At 46.8% G+C, this 14,523-nt stretch carries 16 protein-coding genes and 1 pseudogene; all 17 read left to right on the forward strand.

From position 1 onward, the window contains the following. The first annotated feature begins 6 nt into the window (after nucleotides 1–6). Nucleotides 7–1,884 carry a DNA topoisomerase 3 gene (locus tag LVJ86_RS05370; protein WP_053008364.1) on the forward strand — a complete coding sequence of 626 codons (1,878 nt, stop codon included), beginning with the start codon at nucleotides 7–9 and terminating at the stop codon, nucleotides 1,882–1,884. Between the two features lie 66 nt (nucleotides 1,885–1,950). Continuing rightward, entirely contained in the window at nucleotides 1,951–2,526 is a 576-nt protein-coding gene (locus LVJ86_RS05375) for a YcbK family protein (protein ID WP_047761810.1), read from the forward strand. After that, a complete protein-coding gene (locus LVJ86_RS05380) occupies nucleotides 2,523–2,834 on the forward strand; it encodes an HU family DNA-binding protein (RefSeq protein ID WP_268777910.1) in 312 nt (103 codons plus the stop codon). The genes LVJ86_RS05375 and LVJ86_RS05380 overlap by 4 nt, the downstream gene beginning before the upstream one ends. Before the next feature lie 308 nt (nucleotides 2,835–3,142). After that, nucleotides 3,143–3,715 carry a DUF3577 domain-containing protein gene (locus tag LVJ86_RS05385; RefSeq protein ID WP_075968095.1) on the forward strand — a complete coding sequence of 191 codons (573 nt, stop codon included), beginning with the start codon at nucleotides 3,143–3,145 and terminating at the stop codon, nucleotides 3,713–3,715. An 856-nt stretch (nucleotides 3,716–4,571) separates the two neighbouring features. After that, complete coding sequence (locus tag LVJ86_RS05390) at nucleotides 4,572–4,961, forward strand: hypothetical protein (protein WP_047761808.1); 390 nt, start codon at nucleotides 4,572–4,574, stop codon at nucleotides 4,959–4,961. An 83-nt stretch (nucleotides 4,962–5,044) separates the two neighbouring features. Continuing rightward, nucleotides 5,045–5,557: a DUF3275 family protein gene (locus LVJ86_RS05395; RefSeq protein WP_047761807.1), complete on the forward strand. Its 513-nt coding sequence runs from the start codon at nucleotides 5,045–5,047 to the stop codon at nucleotides 5,555–5,557. Nucleotides 5,558–5,569: 12 nt separating this feature from the next. Next, on the forward strand, nucleotides 5,570–6,163 hold the full coding sequence (locus LVJ86_RS05400) for a hypothetical protein (protein ID WP_235284626.1): 594 nt from the start codon (nucleotides 5,570–5,572) through the stop codon (nucleotides 6,161–6,163). A gap of 216 nt (nucleotides 6,164–6,379) precedes the next feature. Further along, on the forward strand, nucleotides 6,380–6,691 hold the full coding sequence (locus LVJ86_RS05405) for a hypothetical protein (RefSeq protein ID WP_047761806.1): 312 nt from the start codon (nucleotides 6,380–6,382) through the stop codon (nucleotides 6,689–6,691). Between the two features lie 65 nt (nucleotides 6,692–6,756). Then, complete coding sequence (locus LVJ86_RS05410; RefSeq protein WP_047761805.1) at nucleotides 6,757–7,167, forward strand: hypothetical protein; 411 nt, start codon at nucleotides 6,757–6,759, stop codon at nucleotides 7,165–7,167. Further along, complete coding sequence (locus LVJ86_RS05415) at nucleotides 7,164–7,511, forward strand: hypothetical protein (RefSeq protein ID WP_047761804.1); 348 nt, start codon at nucleotides 7,164–7,166, stop codon at nucleotides 7,509–7,511. Before LVJ86_RS05410 ends, LVJ86_RS05415 begins: the two co-directional genes overlap by 4 nt. A 436-nt stretch (nucleotides 7,512–7,947) precedes the next feature. Continuing rightward, complete coding sequence (locus LVJ86_RS05420; protein ID WP_235284625.1) at nucleotides 7,948–8,592, forward strand: hypothetical protein; 645 nt, start codon at nucleotides 7,948–7,950, stop codon at nucleotides 8,590–8,592. Nucleotides 8,593–8,632: 40 nt separating this feature from the next. Next, nucleotides 8,633–9,016, forward strand: a complete 384-nt coding sequence (locus LVJ86_RS05425; protein ID WP_047761802.1) for a hypothetical protein — start codon at nucleotides 8,633–8,635, stop codon at nucleotides 9,014–9,016. Between the two features lie 205 nt (nucleotides 9,017–9,221). After that, nucleotides 9,222–9,770, forward strand: coding sequence for a hypothetical protein (locus tag LVJ86_RS05430; protein ID WP_053008362.1), 549 nt, complete (start codon nucleotides 9,222–9,224; stop codon nucleotides 9,768–9,770). A 353-nt stretch (nucleotides 9,771–10,123) separates the two neighbouring features. Next, complete coding sequence (locus LVJ86_RS05435) at nucleotides 10,124–10,405, forward strand: hypothetical protein (protein WP_047761801.1); 282 nt, start codon at nucleotides 10,124–10,126, stop codon at nucleotides 10,403–10,405. A gap of 135 nt (nucleotides 10,406–10,540) precedes the next feature. Then, nucleotides 10,541–11,193: pseudogene (locus LVJ86_RS05440) on the forward strand (IS1595 family transposase). A gap of 96 nt (nucleotides 11,194–11,289) precedes the next feature. Next, nucleotides 11,290–11,544, forward strand: a complete 255-nt coding sequence (locus LVJ86_RS05445) for a hypothetical protein (RefSeq protein ID WP_047760066.1) — start codon at nucleotides 11,290–11,292, stop codon at nucleotides 11,542–11,544. A gap of 508 nt (nucleotides 11,545–12,052) precedes the next feature. Continuing rightward, entirely contained in the window at nucleotides 12,053–14,317 is a 2,265-nt protein-coding gene (locus LVJ86_RS05450) for an SNF2-related protein (RefSeq protein ID WP_047760259.1), read from the forward strand. The last annotated feature ends 206 nt before the right edge of the window (nucleotides 14,318–14,523 follow it).

A 14,523-nucleotide genomic window follows, 5' to 3' on the forward strand; every position in this document is an offset into this window, starting at 1 on the left:
GCCATTATGAGACTTTTTTTATGTGAGAAACCATCTCAGGCAAACGACATCGCAAAGGTGTTGGGTGTCATCGGAGGACGCTATGACGGCTATTTTCAAAAAGGTGATATTACCGTTACTTGGGCATTTGGCCATATTCTGACACAGGCAATGCCGGCTGCGTACGGTGAGGAATTTGCCGATTTCGGCAACATTGAAGCCCTACCCGTACTGCCCGTTCAATGGCAGATGGAGGTGCAACCTAAAGCAGCCAAGCAGTTTAAAGTCATCAAAGGGCTATTGGCTAAAGCTGATGAGGTGGTTATTGCCACTGACGCAGATAGAGAGGGAGAGGTCATCGCCCGCGAAATCCTTGATTATTGCGGATACCGTAAAAAAGTATCTCGTTTTTGGACCAGCGGTTTGGATACAGCCTCCGTTAAAAAAGCCTTGGCTACGATTATGCCCGGACAACAAAAAGAAAGTCTGTATCAGGCCGGATTGGCCCGTTCCCGGGCCGACTGGCTGGTCGGTATGAATTTGAGTCGAGCCTATACCGTGGCCTACTCGGAGGGGTTCGGCAAAGAGCATACCTTGTCCATAGGGCGCATTCAGACGCCGACATTAAATTTAGTAGTCCGCCGCGACCATATTATCGAGAATTTCCAACCCTATCCGTACTATATTTTGAGTGCTGATTTTCAGACAGCATCAAAAGCAGTCTTTACGGCAGCTTGGCAGATTCCCGAATCTCTCAAAAACTCTGACGGCCTATGTACCGACAAGGATTTTGTTACAGCTTTGGCCAAGCAGCTTACAAATGCGGACGGTACTGTCGTTTCCGCCAAAACGGAACGCAAAAAAACACCGGCTCCATTGCCTTATAGTTTGTCTGCCTTACAAAAAGAAGCCGGCAAAAAACTAGGCATTTCCGCATCAAAGGTGCTTGAGATTGCTCAGGTACTGTATGAGAAGCATAAGATTACATCTTACCCGCGCACCCCGTGCCGATACCTGCCTAAGTCGCAGCAAAGCGAAGTGGCCGATGTTTTTGCCGCCATAACCGCCATTGACGGCAGCCTCTCTGATGTGTTGGCCAAAGCGGATCCCGACCGACCATCACGGGTTTGGAATGATACGCAGGTCAACAAACACTCGCACCACGCAATTATCCCGACCAAAGTCTCGAATTTTTCGCTTTCCCAACTGGATAAGAAGGAACTGGAAATCTACCTGATGATACGCAACCGCTACATCGCCCAGTTCTATCCTGACTATGAATACGATGCGACCGTTATCTTGGCCGAAAGCTGCGGCCAGCAGTTTAAAGCCACCGGACAAACCCCGAAAGTCCAAGGCTGGAAAGCGTGGTTGGGTAAAACCGATGAAGATGATGATGAGGGCGGCATTGTTTTGCCAATTGTTTCCGACGGTGACAGGCTGACTGTAACCGGCAGTAAACCGGAAACCAAAAAAACCGCACCGCCGCCGCGCTTTACCGAATCCACTCTGTTGGACGAAATGCAGAGTTTGTCTGATTTTCTCAAAACGGTCAAAGACGAGGAAATTAAGAAAATCCTCCGCAGCACCGAGGGGTTGGGAACAGAAGCGACCCGTGCCAACATCATTGACCGCCTGTTTGAGATGAACTACATCGAGAAGCAGAAAGGCAAAATAGTCTCTACCGAAAAAGGCCGGCGGCTGATTGCCCGCATACCGGCCATGGTGGCAGACCCGGTAACTACCGCCAAGTGGGAGCTGGCATTAGCCGGCATCGAGTCGGGTAAATTGACGATGGCAAATTTCATGGCATACCAAGAAGGCTTAATCCGACAGTTGGTCGATCAGGCTAAAGAAGCAGCAGCTAAAAAGCCTGCGAGCAGTATCCGCAGAAAAACACAATAACGCCATTTAATGAGAGGATGAATGTATGAAAGAATTAGACATTACAAATCATCAGCTGGAGCAGCTATGGATTTAAGCCGTCGAGATTTTTTAGGCCGTACAGCTGCCGTTGCCGGTTTGGTTGCGACAGGCGGAACCGGATTGCTTCTCCCGGAAGATGTGGCTGCGGCCGGTATGGAAAATTTTTGGTTACAAGACCGAATAATCAGCTGCCGTCGTGCAGACACTAAAGAAAAACGCGATATTCGTTTCTTTTCCGCCAATCAGGGGTATCTGAATGACGGTTATCGTTATGCCTGCTGGCTGATGAGAGATGCAAAAGACGGCAACGCCGTTACCAATATTGACGTGGGCTTGTTGAACTTGCTCTACGCCCTGCAAGAGTGGGCGCGCCTTTCGGGCAAGCCCGACCCCGTTATCACAATTAACAGCGCGTATCGCACTCCTCGTCGCAATGCCAGTATCGAGGGAGCAGCCCGGAATTCACTGCATACTCGCGGTAAAGCAGTTGATATTACCATGCGGGGCGTGACGCTGGATCAGTTGCGGTTGATGGCCGATTATTATAAAGTCGGCGGAATCGGCATCTATGATACGTTTATCCATCTTGATGCAGGCCGTTACCGTTCTTGGCGGGGATGACAAATTATATTGAACAACAAAAAGGAAGAATGATGAATAAAACCGAACTAATTGAAGCTATGGCCGCATGGCCCGGTTTGAATAAAGAGCAAGCCAAAATAGCTGTCGAGGCATTTCAGGTATTGGTCGAGGGTGAGCTGGCCAAAGGAGGCCAAGTCAGCCTGACCGGCTTTGGCAATTTCTCCGTGGTCGAAAAAACAGAACGCAAAGGCCGTAATCCCAAGACCGGTGAGGAACTGACTATTCCGGCGCGTAGAACCGTTAAATTCAAACCCGGTAAAGGTTTGGCCGAAGCGGTAGCAAAATAATTATAAACGGCTGCTTATGCAGCCGTTTTTTATTTGGGTCTGATATTCGGGTATTGACAAATCTGTTTTTAAGTATATGATAATAACTGTTTTAAGGTGTTTCAGGCTTCACCCAAAAGTCTGCCATGTAGTTACGCGAGCATGGTCCTGATACGTCAGGGAGTAACGTTCCTTATTTATCCTGCCTTCCTTTAGGCTCCCAGGTCAGTTTCGGCAATCGGAAAGGCCGCCTCTTTATTTTAAACCCTTTGGGGATATATCTTCCCCAAACGGGACTGGTATATCCCCTTTTATTTTGGAGATATATCATGTCAAACAATCAAAACCAAGCTACTTACTACAACTTGATCATCGAAGGCGTAGGTTTTCTGAATCGTCCCCGTGAAATATCAAGCAAGCGTGGTAACTCATATTATGGGCTAACTATCAATGCTGCTCGCGGTTATTCGGAAGATAACGAAAAAACTCGAATCGATTGTCGGATAGTCGGTGAAGAAGCCAAAGCAATTATGGCCAATTTGCTGGATGCCCATCCGGAGTTGTTAGATAACGATTGGAAAAAACATCCTACGGTACATGTAGGTTTTCGTGTAGGTGACGTTTTCCCTTCCAAATTCACTAACCGAAAAGGTGAGGAAGTCCTCTTTTTAGATGGCCGCTTACTTGCTTTTAAGTGGATTAAGGTTAACGGTGAGTTCTTTTACAAGCACGAACAAGAGCAGGAATCAATGGATGCAGCACCCGTTCAGGATGCAGCTCCGGCGAAACCGGCCCATGAACCTAAGAAAGCCGAACCACAACAATCTGCTTCAGGCAGTGTATATGGTTCTCAAACTAAACAAAAAGGCGGTTATCAACAAACTTCCTATCGTTTTAGTTAATGCGGCTTTTTATGAGAAAAGAGAAAACTTTGGTTTTCTTTTTTCCTCAGACTTTAACCTGTGCTTCACCCGCATAGGTTTTCCCAAGCAGGTTTGGATACAGCCTGTTTCGGAAAACCTATCCGGGGACACTAACACCCTCCTCTATTCTGTGGCGATGGGGCTTCGCCCAAAATCAGCTCCGGCTTACAGCTTATTCCGTTTATTTATCGATGCCCGTTATGCGGGTATCCGTAAGTATCCGTAACCCCGATCTTTAACAATTCGGATTGAAATTTTGAGTAATACCGTGCGCGGCCGATTGGCTGTGCATGGTACTTTCACATGGTCTGCGAGACAGACCTTTTCATTTCTTCAGGCAGCTTGCGCAGCAGGCTGCCGACCTGAGCGTTTTCCGACCGGAGACCGTTCAGGTCGGCATCTGAATTTAACCGACAGTCTCTGACTGTTAGTTACGGTATAGCCCTTAAGTACCGGCCTTATTCGTAAGGTTTGTGGCATTTTTTATAACTTTTTTATTCTGGCATTCTGTACGGATCGGTGCAGTTCTTTACGGTTACGCCCCGTTAAAGTATTGATTTCCGTGGTGCAGCGAAAATCAATACATTTATGACGGTAACTAGCGGTTTTACCGCTTTTTTTGGAATCCACCGGGTGTGGGTTCTTTCAGATGGCTTTACATAGGCTCTCTGAAAGAGTACATACCCTTTTTTCTCGGCCTTTATGGCTGATTTGCTTTAGCCGTTAACCAAAAGCAGATACATTCGTGTATTTTACGGCATTCTTTTAAACCCATCGGGGAACACCTTCCCCGGCGGGCATGGTGTATCCCCTATTTTTTATGAGGAATATCACCATGAACTTCAATCTTATTCATCGTATCAATTCTTATCTCTACCGTTCCGGTGTCATCTTAAATCCCAATATCCCTACCCCGCAGGCCATAAAGCTCGGCGACATCCTGACCCATCGTTACAACCATGAAAAAATGGTTGTGGCATGTGTAGAGGACAAGCATATGCTACTGGTCGATCAGTCAGGCAAAATACACCGGCTGAAATCCCGTCGTATTGTCGAGCTGTATTGCCGTAATGCAAATGACCCGCATAACCCAAACAATGCGGCCGTTGCGTTGGAAAAAGCATCCCAAGTCATCAGAAATGACCGCAGGGTGCTTACCCGTCTCGGCCTCCGGCTGATGCAGGTGGTTTATTTGGATAACATCTATCGTTCAGTTATGCACTGATACAGCGTCTTAATCGGACGTTTTCCCAACCACGGGGATACCTTTCCCCGTGAACGGTATCCCTGTTTTACAGGAACCGTACTATGTCTATTTCTATTTCAGGAACACTTACAGTTAAAACCGTCGAAGGTCAGCGCGGCCCATTCAATGTAGGTAAATTGAATACCAGTATTGGGATTTTCGAAGTTAAAAATCCCGTACTGAAAAAATTTGCTCCCGGCGATTACCCCGGCAATTTCATCATTGAAAAAATCAAGGTGAAATTTTTTGAATGGAACGGCGGCGGGTCAGCTTATCTCGATGTTACGCTCGACTGGGCCGCATTGGAGTTGATGGCTGAGGATGGCAATACCATTGAAACAGAGCCTCCCGTTGTTATGGCCGGTACCGGTGACAGCCGTCCTATTGAAATTCCGCTGTTTGCCGAAACTGCCGATGATGTAGCGGCGATGGTCGATAAAGGTTGTAACGAAATCCGCCTTGGCGAATACCTCCTCAATGACAGGGAGGCTATGAATCAAGCACGAAGCTTCATGAAAGAAGCCGGGTATTGTTACAAACCACAAAGCCAGTCTTGGCGTTTGCAAGTGCAATAAGGGGGAGCTGGCATGTACCTAACTTCCCGAAACAGCCTGATGGCAGATGCTTTTTTTCTGCTTGGCCGCCGGCTGATGTTCGCATCCCTCCACGGACGGGATGCTGACATGTTGTCCTTTCAGGCAGCTCTGCAATCACCACACCCTTATGGCATTAGCAGGCTTGGTTTCAGACAGCCTGACGAAAAACTCGAATATCCGATTATGACGACTGCGGAAGTGATGACAGGTTTGAGTAAACATCTGACTAAGTACCCGACTCACAATTACGGACTGGTCACGCATATGTTTCTGTATGCCGAGGAGTTGGCAACGCTCAATCGTGATGCAAAACACGGTTGGGTGCTGCTTGATGATACTGCTGCCGATTTGGATAAGGCTGCATGGCATTGCCTGCAACAGTTATCCGACATCCCGTTACTGGATCAATGGCGTTATAAAGTCTTGGATACTTTGACGGAATTGGGCTGTATCAACCGCTATACACCGGGCATCAATGAAAATGCCGCTGTAATCGGTGTGCAGGCGGTGGAAGTCCGCATACCGGATGATTTTGATGCTGTTATCAGCAACCTGCTGTGCAGCGGCAAACTGCCTGCTGTATAGCTTTAAGCCCCAAGCGGGCTTTTTCAGACGGCCTTGGATGAGGCTGCCTGAAAAAGTCTGTTTATACGCTGACAGTCGTCCTACTGTCTTGACGTTACCGCTAATCATCGTCGGCCGCACTCGTGCGGTGCGGTTTTCTATCTTATCAACCCCGAACGGGAATACTTCCCGTCGGGCGGTATTCCTATTTTTTTATATTTTTGAGGAGTATCGCCCATGAGTTATCTTGCAGAAAAAATCAACGAACTTAAAGATGAGCCTTTTAAGGCCATTACTATCCATAACCCGGCAGGTGCGGACTATGCTTGCCAAGCCAAAGTTCTGTATCAGGCTAAGGCTACGGAATACTTTGACGAAGTCACCCTGTATTACACCCAAAATGAGAATTTTGTGTTGATACGGAATAGTCCTGATTGGCAACCTGTTATAACCAGAGACGCACCAAGTTTATTTGGCGTGCTTGGTTACGGCAAAGATGCCAAACAAATATACCAAGAACTAGGTATTGAAGAACTGAAATATATTTAATTCAACCCTATGGGGATAGCCATCCCCGTAGGGGTGGTTTCTCCCCGCTTCTTAGGAGATATACCATGAATGTTTATACAAAAAATGAACAACTGATATTAGCCAACCACGGGGCAGCCGAAGTATTGAGACGGCTTGTTTTGAGTTTGTACAACGGCTATGCGCACCCTATGCCGACAAGCTGCATCAGCCTGCTTGACCGCGATCATTACAGTATCTTTAACGAGATATTGTCTGAATACCACCAGCATGGGGAAACCTTGGAACTGCGTACTTTGGCGCAAAAAATTAGTGATGCTTTCCCGGAAAGCTTTACGAGTATGACTATGAAAATAGCTGATTTGCGTCAGGCTATTGGGTTTTACGATTTGTGCCAAGAAGAGCAGGATGCCGGTAAAACCGGTGCGCGCCGAGATGCCCGTGAGTGGGTGATGAGTGCGGCCCGAAAAGTAGCCGGTATGGAGGTATCAGAATGAAACCGAGGTTGAAAGTATATGTGTACTCAACAAATTGCGAAACCAAATCGGCGGATTTAATCCTTGCCGTCACCGGAGGAGAGATTCGTTTCGATTGTACTGTTGACCTTAATTCGGCCGATGACATCATTCCGGAAACACTCAGATTTAACAGCATGACACAATCCGAGTTTCTATATGATGGCAGCGTACCCAAGAATAATGTCTTTTGCGTAAATGCCTTAAGCAACAATATGGACAATATCTACCCGGTTAACTATTTGCGAACCGACTTATTTAATCCGGCCATAGTAGAAGCTATGATGGCCATTGCGAATCAAGCATACGATGTTGAATATTGTTGAATATGAGTGATTCGTAAACCTGCTCTTGAGCAGGTTTCTTTAGACAGCTTTGAAATATAGGTTGTCTAAAAAAACCTATTCAATTTCTTATCTTAGGATTTCAAGATGTATTCGATTTCAGAGTTACAAGTAATGCAATCTCCTGCCGGATATTATGTCGGCAGAAGTTATTGTGAAATGGATCGTCCGGAATGGAAGTTCCCTTATTCACGCGAATCAGGCTACTTCCCTACATACGAACAAGCCCATGATTGCCTACAAACTCTAAAGCAGGAAGAATCCTTAGAAGATTTATAAGACTGACAGACTTAATCTGTCTTGATGCTGCCGTTAACCATCATCAGCCGCATTCGTGCGGTACGGCTCTTTTATCAACCCTATGGGGATACTGTTCCCCGAGGGGCGGTATGCCCTTTTTTTAATGAAAGGAAATACCGTGGGTACTTCAAACTTCATGTTTAACCATCGATTAGACGTTGTCAAAGACAGTATTGGTGATAACTGCAATGACTTCTGTACCGAAGATTTCATAGAGTCTTTCAAATATCTTGCGGAAGAACCTTACCGCAACCGCCATACGAAAAACCGTTTCCGAAAACACCGCATTGACGGATTCCATATCACAACCACTACCCAAGCTGTCGATAAACGACACGACAGCTACTACGACCATAACTATGGTGGTAGACAGGTGGCTGAAATCAGTGCCGATACGCTGTTCTTCGGTCAGAATATCCGCATGAAGATGGATGTCATTATTCGCTATGGGTACTTTGACGGCATCAATATTGACCAGCAGATCAACATAGAAACCGATTTTTCCGACTATTGGTGTTGGGATGGTTACAAGGATGATGATATTGGTATAACGGTAGATGCAATCATTGATGAATATAGCGATTACCACATTGCGAGCAAAGCCAAATTGGCACTTTACCGTAAAGGTATTGCTAACCGCCTCAATGCGCTGGAAACCGCGCTATGGTCTCGCTATGAGGAATTGGTATCGCCATATTGTGAGGAATACTATGTAACCGCGCGTTTCAGCAACGGTGAAACTTGGTATGAAAAGGCCGCATAATTTTTAATCTGTTTGTACACATTTTTTAAGGAGAAAAATCATGGAAGTACCTTATTACGAACCGGAAACGGAAGCTGCAACGGAAGCTGCAGAAGTTGTTTCAGAAGCAGCGTGGGAACAAAATCAGGATGCCAAAGCCGGTTACGTTACCCTAAATGAGCTGTCATGTACTGAACAAGACAGTCGCTATTTTGGCGTGGCCAAATCGGTTGTGTTCTTAGAGGTTTTTGACGAAGACATGCGCGCTTGGGTACCTAATCAGACTGATCTGAAACCAGCTTGGGATGGGTGCATGAAAGGAAGTGAGACGGATTTTGATCTGACTCTTCCCGACGGTTCCTTTGTCCGTGTAATCGGGTCGGAGCAGAAAATGCAAGCATATTCATCGGATGATAAATTGCTTCTGACTCTGCGTTCATCGTAATTTTTACCTGCTCTCGAGCAGGTTTTTTCAGACCGTCTTGGTTGAGGCGGCCTGAAAAAGCCTGTTTTAACGCCGACAGTCGTTCCACTGTCTCCGACGCTGCCGTTAACCATCGTCAGCCGCATTCGTGTGGTACGGCTCTTTTATCAACCCTCGCGGGCTTGCTCCCGTCAGGGCGGCAGTTCCGCCCTTCAAGGAGCATAACATGCGTAACAACCCTTTTCCCCGGCCCAATTTGGATTGGGATTTTGTCGAGGCACATTACCCCGACTACTATCACTGCAACATCATCTGCCAATCGGGTGATATGTCCGCCTGCTTTGAGTTTACAGACCTTGACTCGGACGAAGTCATTACCAAAGAAGCCATAGGCCGCTTGAAAGCTTTGGCTCCGGATAGATTCAACAGTAGAGAACCATCATATCAGCAGGTTCAGGCATTTAGTGATTACATCGGCAGCGGCCTGACTTTCGGTCAAGCGCAGCAGCAGATTGACGATTACTGTTTGGCCAAAGCGGTGCTTAACTGCCCGGCAGATGCCGCCGTACTGTCCGCAGAAACCTTAAAGTGGGCGCAAGTCGTACTGAATGACTGGAACAACGAACCTCTGTTTCATGTTGTCGTGACCAATAAAAATACCGGCCGCAAAACGGTAGTCAGCAACCCGCTGACCGAGCAGCAGGGATATACCCTGCGTTCCAAAATGATGGAACATGACTGGCGTATGATTACGGTCGAAAGATTCTTTGGATAATCGACCTCCTCAAGTTACAACCGATGTTGTGCTGTTGGTTGTAGCTAATGAGGAGCCTACCCAACCTGCCCCAAGCAGGTTTTTTAGCTGCGCTGAATGTTTTCAGGCGGCCCCGGCGCAGCCAAAAAGCCTGTTTTAACGCCGACAGTCGTCCTACTGTCTCCGACGCTGCCGTTAACCATCGTCAGCCGCATTCGTGCGGTACGGCTTTTTTACAGCGGTGCCTCCGGGCATTATTTTTAACCCTTTGGGGATACACTTCCCCAAGGGTGTGTATCCCCTTATTTTTATTGGAGATACACTATGTATAACCGGACAATTGATTTGGTCTCGATGGAGTAAGGTGGTAATATATGCTTAAACGTATATTTAAACTGATACTCCGGCTCATTTTTCCGTTCACTTTACCAGTATCCAAAAGAATCTTTGATTTTTGGGTCAAGGTTCTTGAGGATGGTTCCAAAGCTGCTTTCTTAGCAGCAGGGCCTTATCTTTGGATAGGTGGCGGTGATTTCAAAATAAGAATTTGGAATACCATCGCATTGCTTGTTGTCGGATATTTGGCGCATATCGCCGTATATTTTTTAGACAAAAAAGAAGCCCAAATCGTAAGGCAGGAAAAGAAAGGAAATTAAACATGGTAATGACTTACAGCCTGTTAGTCATCATCGCTTTGCTTTTGGTTCTGATTTACAAGCTGGACAAGCTTGGTTCAGACTAGCAAAAATCATGGGGCTGTATTAGATTGGCAGTTATGTTACCCTTTAAAAATGAAGATAACACACTGTAAACTATCTAAAAAAGTACAAAAAAGTTGCTTGAATTTTTTGTACTTGAGGTAACCGCCCGTTCTGCTGCCAATTTATTGGATATTAACCCCAATTCAGCAGCTCTGTTTTACCGTAAAATTCGCCAAGTCACTGCCTATCATTTAGAGCTTCAAGCTGATGAAATCTTTGATGGTTCAATCGAGCTTGATGAGAGTTATTTTGGTGGACAACGAAAAGGCAAACGCGGTCGCGGAGCGGCTGGGAAAGTAGCGGTATTTGGTATTTTGAAACGTCAAGGCAAGGTTTATACTGTTGTCGTTAAAAATACCAAACAAGATACTTTACTACCTGTTATTAAACGAAAAATAATGCCTGATAGCATTGTTTATACGGACTATTACAAAAGCTATGATGTGCTAGATGTGAGTGAATTTACGCATCACAGAATCAATCATTCAGAGCTTTTTGTCGACCGTCAAAACCATATCAACGGTATTGAAAACTTCTGGAATCAGGCAAAGCGCGTTCTACGAAAGTACAATGGAATTGACCGAAAATCTTTCCCTTTATTCTTGAAAGAATGCGAATTTCGTTTTAACTTTGGTACACCAAAAGAGCAACTTAAAATCTTGCGAATTTGGTGTGATATTTAAGGCTAATCTAATACAGCCCCAAAATCATTGTTAAACCCTATTCCCACCGTGCTTTTGCTACGGTGGGATTTTTCAAACGAAGCCGGGAGGCTGTATATGGCTAAATTTTCTTATGGTGACATGGTCCGGCATGTTAAATTCGGGATTGGTTTGGTAACTTTTGAAGATGCCGAACATGCCTATGAAAGTCATGTCTCTTTTTATGAGCATGATGAACGTTGGGTACTGGATTCGGAATTAACCTTAATTCCCCGGCAGGATACCCTGCGTTTGGATTGGATGTTGAAACATTCCAACCCAAATGGGCATACCCGGTCATCTGTTGATAGAGCCATTGAGAATAAGCATTAGGACTTACCTAAGTCCCCTAACCTGCTCTCGAGCAGGTTTTTTCAGACCGCCTTGGTTGAGGCCGCCTGAAAAAGCCTGTTTTAACGCCGACAGTCGTTCCACTGTCTCCGACACTGCCGTTAACCATTGTCAGCCGCATTCGTGCGGTACGGCTTTTTGCTTGTACTATTCCCCTTAATCCTTGTTTATCAAGGTTTCACAATAGATTTATCTTTTCTTCAACCCGGATGGGGCATACCCCCATCTAGGCGGGTTTGCCCCTTTTTTTCAGGAGCAAACCATGTTGCGTTTAAATCCACTTTTATTAGTACCACAAATGGCTGAACTCGAGCAGCTCTTTTCCCAAACAGGGGGAGATGCTGTCGAGGAAACCGCCATACGGGAGATGGAGCAGTTGCTTGTTTCTGCTTCGGAGCCTGCCAATTCGGAGCCTGCCAATGAGCCTATCACGCAGGAAGTTTCCGACGATAGCAATGTCTATGATACGGAAGAAGAAAACGACAGCGATATGCCGCTGGTACAGTTTTTATCCGAATTCGGTGACAGCTTGTTTGATGCCGTTACCCGGCAGAACTTACCCATCTATCAAGGGCAAATACATCCTGAAACAGAGGCGGTGCTGGATGGTTTGTCCCGGCCGCTTTTTGCCGCCCAACGTGAAGTTGTACGGGCGGTCGTGCAGTTATTGGTGCATGAAAACAAACCTGCGGCCATCATCAATGCCGAGATGGGTACAGGTAAAACCATGATGGCCATTGCAGCTGCAGCTGCGGCGCATCAGGCCGGTTATTACCGTACTTTGGTTATCAGTCCTCCGCACTTGGTTTACAAATGGCGACGCGAAATTCTGCAAACTATCCCGGATGCACGGGTGGTGATTTTGAATGGCGCGGATACTTTGTCCAAGTTGCTGAAAATCCGAGCTGTCGACCAAGAACCAACCGTTCCGGAGTTTTACATTATGGGGCGTGTGCGGATGCGTATGGGGTATCACTGGCGGCCTGCCTATGCGGTCAAACGCAAATGGGTGCCTGCCAGCGGTTCTTTTTCCGGTTACGCAGTCGATCAGTTTTGCTGCCCGAAGTGCGGTAGCGAAATTCGGACCGAAGAGAATAAGCCTTATGCCAACAAGCACTCTTTAGAAAGTGCGCTGGCCAAGAAACGGAGCTACTGCAAACGCGAAAAGTGTAAGGAGCCGCTGTGGACCTTGTGCCATAAAAACCAAAATAGCGGGAATATTGCCATGCCTACGGTCTATGAGCGCGTAATGAAAACGATTACGTCGCTGCCGGGTATCGGTCCTAAAACCGCTCAAAAAGTCATCTCGTTATACGGTGAGGAGTTCTTGGCCAAATTGTTGGAAAACAATATCCAAGCATTTGCCAATCTGATGGATGAAAACGGTGATTTTTTGTTTAACGACCGTCAAGCTACCCGCTTAGACCGGGCTTTAGGCAATACCGAGTTTAGTCTTGGTCGGGGCAGTTACCAACCGACGGAATTTATCAAACGCTATCTGCCTAAGAACTTTTTTGGGCTGATGGTGGTGGATGAAGGACACGAGTACAAAAACTACGGTACCGCCCAAGGGCAGGCAATGGGTGTATTGGCGCGCTGTGCGCAAAAAACACTTTGCCTAACCGGTACGCTGATGGGCGGTTACGCCGATGACCTGTTTTATCTGCTATGGCGTTTGTGGCCGCAAATGATGATTGAGGACGGTTTTGTTTATAACAAAGGCAATACGCTCGGCACTGCCGGGATGGCCTTTATGAAGCAGCACGGTGTCCTTAAAGAAGTAGTACGTCATTTGGGCAATGAATATAGCAACGGGTCTTTCAGCTCTTCCCGAGCCGAACGGTCGCAAGTGAAAACATCCAAAGCACCGGGGTTTTCGCCGTTGGGCATTATGCGCTATGTGTTACCCATAACCGTATTTTTAAAACTGCGGGAATTGGGTGAAGGCGTGTTACCCGCTTATCAGGAAGTGTTTCGGCCTATCGAGATGACGGAGACGCAGCGGACTGTTTACAAGACTTTCCAAGACACTCTTAAAAACTATCTGAGACAGGCTCTGAGAAAGCGTGACAATACCCTGACAGGGGTTGTACTCAACGCCTTACTGGCATGGCCTGATTGCTGTGACAAAGAGCAAGAGGTCTATTGGCGGTCAGAGGGTAAAACGTTGGTTCATACCGAATCACAATTCGGAGCGGATGAACTTTCGCCCAAAGAAGCCGATATGCTGCAGGTGGTCAAAGAGAACCTTGCCAGAGGAAGAAAATGCTTGGTTTATACGGTTTACAGCGATACCCGTGATACGACTGCCCGTCTGAAGCATCTGCTTAAAATCAATGGTGTGAAAGCGGCGGTTATGAAAGCATCAGTCAAAGCAGACGAACGCGAGGACTGGGTAGCGGATCGCTTAACCGAAGGTGTCCAAGTCATTATCTGTAATCCGGAGCTGGTAAAAACCGGGCTTGATTTACTGGAGTTCCCGACTATTTACTTCATGCAAACCGGGTATAACGTCTATACCTTGATGCAAGCGGCCAGACGCTCTTGGCGTATTGGCCAGCGTGAGGACGTTGAAGTGTATTTCGCCGGCTATACGGACACCGCCCAACAAATCTGTCTTGAGTTGATGGGTAAAAAAATCGCCGTTACACAATCGACATCCGGAGATATGCCGGACACGGGGCTGGACATCCTCAACCAATCCGAAGATTCAATCGAGGTTGAGTTGGCCAAACGCCTTGTCGACAAGCACTAGGACTTGCCTAAGTCCCCTAACCTGCTCTCGAGCAGGTTTTTTCAGACCGTCTTGGTTGAGGCGGCCTGAAAAAGCCTGTTTTAACGCCGACAGTCGTTCCACTGTCTTGACGTTGCCGTTAACCATCGTCAGCCGCATTCGTGCGGTACGGCTCTTTTTCAAGCGGTGCCTCACGGCACTATTTATCAACCCTACGGCGAAAGGAA

It is taken from the genome of Neisseria arctica, from assembly GCF_022870905.1.
GTDB lineage: Bacteria > Pseudomonadota > Gammaproteobacteria > Burkholderiales > Neisseriaceae > Neisseria > Neisseria arctica.

Excerpts from the sequence above, each read along its gene's own strand:
- LVJ86_RS05370 (WP_053008364.1), top strand. The coding sequence starts at position 7 with ATGAGACTTTTTTTATGTGAGAAACCATCTCAGGCAAACGACATCGCA.
- LVJ86_RS05375 (WP_047761810.1), top strand. The coding sequence starts at position 1,951 with ATGGATTTAAGCCGTCGAGATTTTTTAGGCCGTACAGCTGCCGTTGCC.
- LVJ86_RS05380 (WP_268777910.1), top strand. The coding sequence starts at position 2,523 with ATGACAAATTATATTGAACAACAAAAAGGAAGAATGATGAATAAAACC.
- LVJ86_RS05385 (WP_075968095.1), top strand. The coding sequence starts at position 3,143 with ATGTCAAACAATCAAAACCAAGCTACTTACTACAACTTGATCATCGAA.
- LVJ86_RS05390 (WP_047761808.1), top strand. The coding sequence starts at position 4,572 with ATGAACTTCAATCTTATTCATCGTATCAATTCTTATCTCTACCGTTCC.
- LVJ86_RS05395 (WP_047761807.1), top strand. The coding sequence starts at position 5,045 with ATGTCTATTTCTATTTCAGGAACACTTACAGTTAAAACCGTCGAAGGT.
- LVJ86_RS05400 (WP_235284626.1), top strand. The coding sequence starts at position 5,570 with ATGTACCTAACTTCCCGAAACAGCCTGATGGCAGATGCTTTTTTTCTG.
- LVJ86_RS05405 (WP_047761806.1), top strand. The coding sequence starts at position 6,380 with ATGAGTTATCTTGCAGAAAAAATCAACGAACTTAAAGATGAGCCTTTT.
- LVJ86_RS05410 (WP_047761805.1), top strand. The coding sequence starts at position 6,757 with ATGAATGTTTATACAAAAAATGAACAACTGATATTAGCCAACCACGGG.
- LVJ86_RS05415 (WP_047761804.1), top strand. The coding sequence starts at position 7,164 with ATGAAACCGAGGTTGAAAGTATATGTGTACTCAACAAATTGCGAAACC.
- LVJ86_RS05425 (WP_047761802.1), top strand. The coding sequence starts at position 8,633 with ATGGAAGTACCTTATTACGAACCGGAAACGGAAGCTGCAACGGAAGCT.
- LVJ86_RS05430 (WP_053008362.1), top strand. The coding sequence starts at position 9,222 with ATGCGTAACAACCCTTTTCCCCGGCCCAATTTGGATTGGGATTTTGTC.
- LVJ86_RS05435 (WP_047761801.1), top strand. The coding sequence starts at position 10,124 with ATGCTTAAACGTATATTTAAACTGATACTCCGGCTCATTTTTCCGTTC.
- LVJ86_RS05445 (WP_047760066.1), top strand. The coding sequence starts at position 11,290 with ATGGCTAAATTTTCTTATGGTGACATGGTCCGGCATGTTAAATTCGGG.
- LVJ86_RS05450 (WP_047760259.1), top strand. The coding sequence starts at position 12,053 with ATGCCGCTGGTACAGTTTTTATCCGAATTCGGTGACAGCTTGTTTGAT.